The sequence below is a fragment of the Candidatus Binatia bacterium genome (assembly GCA_036504975.1).
GTDB lineage: Bacteria > Desulfobacterota > Binatia > UBA9968 > UBA9968 > JAJPJQ01.
On sequence record DASXUF010000124.1, the window covers coordinates 1 to 4,745 of the forward strand.

3 protein-coding genes are annotated in these 4,745 nt (G+C 59.1%); 1 reads left to right on the forward strand and 2 read right to left on the reverse strand.

The window, feature by feature from the left end; all coding sequences use genetic code 11:
* Nucleotides 1–187 precede the first annotated feature (187 nt).
* Entirely contained in the window at nt 188–2,851 is a 2,664-nt protein-coding gene (locus tag VGL70_16485; GenBank protein HEY3305123.1) for an SLC13 family permease, read from the reverse strand.
* A gap of 9 nt (nt 2,852–2,860) precedes the next feature.
* Nucleotides 2,861–3,847: an ABC transporter substrate-binding protein gene (locus tag VGL70_16490; protein ID HEY3305124.1), complete on the reverse strand. Its 987-nt coding sequence runs from the start codon at nt 3,845–3,847 to the stop codon at nt 2,861–2,863.
* A gap of 412 nt (nt 3,848–4,259) precedes the next feature.
* Between VGL70_16490 and VGL70_16495 the strand changes: the two genes are divergently transcribed.
* A partial coding sequence (locus tag VGL70_16495; GenBank protein ID HEY3305125.1) for a metallophosphoesterase occupies nt 4,260–4,745 on the forward strand: 486 nt, incomplete at its 3' end.

Consider the following 4,745-nt stretch of genomic DNA (forward strand, 5'->3'; position numbering starts at 1 on the left):
GAGGTTGTGAAAAAATTCGTTCATGGTTCGACAAGCTCACCACGAACGGGATAACATCGATGGAAGTTCGAGGACTTAGCCGTTCGTCCTGAGCCCGTCGAAGGGCGATCGGCGATTTTTTCACAAGCTCTGAGTGCTGAGGATGGAGTCAGCTAAATACTCATTGCTCAGCACTCAGCCCTCAGCACTAACCGATCAGCCCCAAATATCTCCAGTACGGAATCGCGGCGATGATCGCCAAGAGATAAGCGAGCGCGTAGATCGGATTGATGCGCGACATGAAGGCATAGCTGAATCCCTTCCCGTCCGTGGTCGAGTTGGCGAGCGTGTGCCAATCGACCTGGAACGGAAAAAACCACACTTCGGTCGCGACCAGAATCAGCATGACGATGATCCATGGGCTGATCTGCATTTCCACCGCCAGCGGAATCAGGACGATCGAGAGCGTGATGACCGCGAGCCCGCTCGTGAACACGAGCTTCAGCGCGTAGATCATCAACGCGATGATGATGAACGCGATCGCCGGCTGGTCCACGTAGGGCATGATGATCGGAGAGATGAAGCCCACGAGCCACTGGTCGATCTTCGCCTTGCTGAGCACGGCCGGGATGCTGAGCGTCGCGCCGAGATAAATCAACATCTCCCAGTCGATGCCTTTTTTCACCATCCCCCAGCCGAGCACGCCCGTGTTGATCAGAACGCAGAGGCCGATCAGCGAAATCCAGGCGCTGTCGATTCGATGATAGGAAAACGTGAGCCAGCCGCCTACCATGAAAACGAGCATCGCCAGCGTGATCCATTCCTGCCGCGACACGGGCCCCAAGATATCGAGCTGGTTCTCGACCATCTTGTATGAGATTTGCGATTGGCTCTCCGGCCGATAGAGGAAGATGATGGCGACGAGCACGATGGCGATGACGACGAGCGTCGGCGGCAAAGCGGCGAGGAACCAATAGCCCCACGTGAACTGCGCCCGGACGTCCTTCGGCAGAAGCCCCCAGGCGAGGAGATTGGAAGTCGAGCCGGTCAAATAAAGAAAGCCCAACTGTCCCAGCCCCAGAAACGTCGCGACAAAAAGGCCGGTCGATGCTTTCGACGGAGTCTTGTAGCCGAGACTCTCGGAGAGGTTCAGGAGCATTTGACTGCTGATGGCGGTGCGCGCGGTCTGCTGCGGGATCAGCGCCGTGATGACCACTCCCATAAGACCCAGCGCGGTGATCTGCCAATAATAAGTCAACGGGAAGAACCGGACCAATTGCAGCGAGATGCGGTAAAACAATCCGGACGTGGTGATCGCCGCGCCCAGACCCAAGACTCCCAGAGTCATGAACCAGGTCGTGCTGGCAAAGCCGCTTAAGATTTCCTCCGCCGAGCCCAATCCCGTGAGAATCAGGGCCAGGACAAAAATCAGCGCGACGCCGTAATCGGGAAAGACCCAGAACGCCCAATAGATGAGCGTCAAGCAGAGCAGGCCGAAGATCTTGGTCGCTTCCGGCTCCAGGCCGATTTCCGGTTGCGCGAACCAGAGATAGGCCCACACGGCGAGGCCGAGGACCCCGCCGACGCACCTTCCGAACGACGCTCGTTTACACATGCCGCGCAGAGAAGCGGCGAGCTTCTCCCACAAAGAACCGTCGGCGGCGGGTTTCGGCGCGGCCGTCGCCTGCCGCGATCTCTGTTGCTCCCAGTAAGCTTCGCTCACGTCGCCCGCCAGGGTCGCGGACTGTTTGTCGAGCAGGCTCAGCGCGGTGCGCAGGCAATTGAGCGCCTGCGGATAGTCCTTTTTTTCCACCAAGGCGTTGGCCATGTTCTGGTAACGCGCCGCCGCCTCCGCGCCGAGGTCCCCGCCGCGCTGCGAAATGACTTCCTTGTAAGTGCGGATCGCGCCGCCGAAGTCGCCCAGGTGCGCGAGCGTGTCCGCCTTGATATGGACCAGGCGCAGGTCGGCATAAAATGAATCCGGCGGGATCTTTTCCAGGGCATGTTTAAGCAGCGGCGCCGATCCGTCGAGCAATTCCTGTCGATGGGCGGCGATCAGGTTCGCCACTGCGGACCACTCTTCGGCTTCGGTGCGGTGATGAATGGCCTGGAGCCAATCCTTGAGCGCTTCGTAGCGGCCGGCGAGCTCGGAGTGGAGCCGCCGCTTGGCTTCAATCCCCTCCAGGGCGATCAGTTTCTCGATCAGGAGGTCGCGGAAGTAGCCGTGCAGCTCGGAATTTCCCCCGTCGAGAGAGCGGATCAGCGGCGACTGGCTCCACACCAGTTGGGAAAAATAAGTTTTTGCGCCATCGGTCTGCATCACGAAATCCACCGTCTCGGGATCGATCCTCGTGAGCAGGGCGGCGCGGCGAAAGAAGCTCTGCGACTGAACCGGACGCGAGCCATAGAATTCCTCGGCCAGGGAATTGAAGGCGTCGCGGCCCGTCGAATATTGATGCTCGGCGTGGGCGAGCCGTTTGCTGAGGAGTGCGCAGAAGTGAAGCAGCCAGATCGGGTGCTTCTCGATCAGCTCGTCCCACGCTTCGCGGCTGAGCCGCCAGAGCGTGGTTTCCCTGACGGTGACGATCGTGGCCGAGCGCGGCTCGCCGGAGAGGAGCGCCATCTCGCCGAACCAGTCCTGAGGTCCGAGGACCGCGATCGTCTCCGATCTTCCGCCGCCGCTCTGCAGCACGACCTCTACGGTCCCTGCGTGGATGAAGTAAAAAGCGTCGCCCTTGTCGCCTTGAGAGAAAATCGTCGCGCCGGCGGGATAGCTTTTCTCTTCCAGCTTGCCCAGGACTTTGGCCACGTCCTCGCGCGACAACGCGGAGAACAGCGGGATTTTTCTGATCGCGTCTGCCAGCTCGGCCATGGGTGAAAGCTACCGAATCACCTTGTCGGCTTTTTTGAGGGTTTCCGGCGCGATCGCGAGGCCGATCGCGTTGGCCATCCTCAGATTGACCAACAGATCGTACTTGGCGGCGCGTTCCGCCGGTAGAGTCTTGGGATTTTGTCCGCGGAAAATTTTGTCCACGAGCCCGGCCGCTTGCCGGCCCATCTGTTGGTAGTTGGCTCCGTAGCTCAACATCGCCCCTTTGACGGCCCAGTCGGCGCCCTCGAAGATCGTCGGCAGCGCCTTTTGCCGCGCCATGTCGAAAATGAGGTCCGCCTGGCTTTCGACCAGGTCGTCCGAAACCTCGAAGATCGCGTCGCCGTCCTGTTTCTGTAGCCCATTGAGACCCGTCTTCAACTCGTCCGGCGTCTTGATCGAATGGTCGGCCACATCGAGCCCCACTTTCGCCGCCAGGTTTTTCGCCAGCGCGAAGTTTTCTTTGGCGAACGGGTTGTTCGAGTCGTAAAAGACGTGCACGCGGCGCGCGTTGGGGACGAATTGCTTTAGAATCTCCAAACGCTTTTCGGTCGTCTCGCTGGAGAAAGCGGCGACGCCGCTGACGTTGCCTCCCGGCTGTTTTATGCTCTTCACGAAACCCAGTTTCACCGGGTCGGCCGGATGGCGAAAGACGATCGGTATTTCCCTGGTCGCTTCCATCGCGGCCTGGGTGGTTCGAGTTCCGCTGGTGAAGATCAGGTCGACTTTTTTCCTGACCAGGTCGGCGGCGGCCGATTTGAGCGCGGCGCGGTCGCCCTTGAGGTCGTTGATTTCTATGATGACGTTCTTCCGTTCGATGTAACCGAGCTTTTTCAGCCCCTCGCGGAACCCTCGTATGGTCTGGTCTTCGGACGGACCGGATTGCCCGATCAAGACGCCGATCTTCCAAGGGCGCGTCGCTTTCTCGGCGGCCGGGACTTCCGCGCCGCAGAGAAGAATAACCGCGGCTAAAAGAGATGCACGGATTTTATGGGTCATGCGCGGAGAGTAGCCCATCCGCAAGTTTTAAGTCAAACCAGGTTAAGCGTTGAAAGGTTGGAGGGTTTAAAATTTGAAAACTTTGAGACTCTGAAACCTTAAACTTTTGGGTCTTCAGGCTTCTGTGTGGGTAAGCGGGCCAACGCTGTTCCAGTTCGTGGTAAAGAAGGGATCGGATATTGCACCGCGGAGGCGCTGAGGTCGCGTCCTTCGACTAAGCTCAGGATGCGCGGCTATGAAGGAATTCCGCTCGTGGTGATCCCTCGACAAGCTCGGGACTAAAGGCGCGGTCGAGGGAGCCTGCGTCTCTGTGGTGGATATTCTTTCACAGTAAACCCGGAAGAACCAAACTTTTAAACCAAGACTGAATGGACATTGCCTCCCACTTGAGGTAATGACTTTGCGGAGAATCATGGGAACTTGGCTGCTCGTCGCGTTGCTCCTACTTCTTTCGGGATCTCTTGCCCTAGCCGAGGAGAAGCTCACGATTCTCCACACGAGCGAGCACCATGGAACGCTGCAGCCGATCGAGAGCGGTCCGCACCAAGGACTCGGCGGCGTCGCGCGCCGCGCCGCGCTCATCGAGAAGATCAGGAAAGAAGCCAGGAATGTCCTCCTGTTGGATAGCGGCGATCTCGTGGTCGGGACCGCCATGTCATCTCTTTTCCGCGGCGCGCCGGACATCGCCGCGATGAATCTGATGGGCTACGACGCGCTCGCTCTCGGCAATCACGATTTCGATTTCGGCCTCGCGCATCTCACGGAATTGAAAAAGCAGGCGCGCTTCCCGTTTCTCTGCACGAACATCAGGCCGAAAAAGACCGGAGTATGCCAGCCCTTTCTCGTTAAAACCATCGGCCGGTTGCGCGTCGGACTGTTGGGCCTTGTCGGCCGCAGG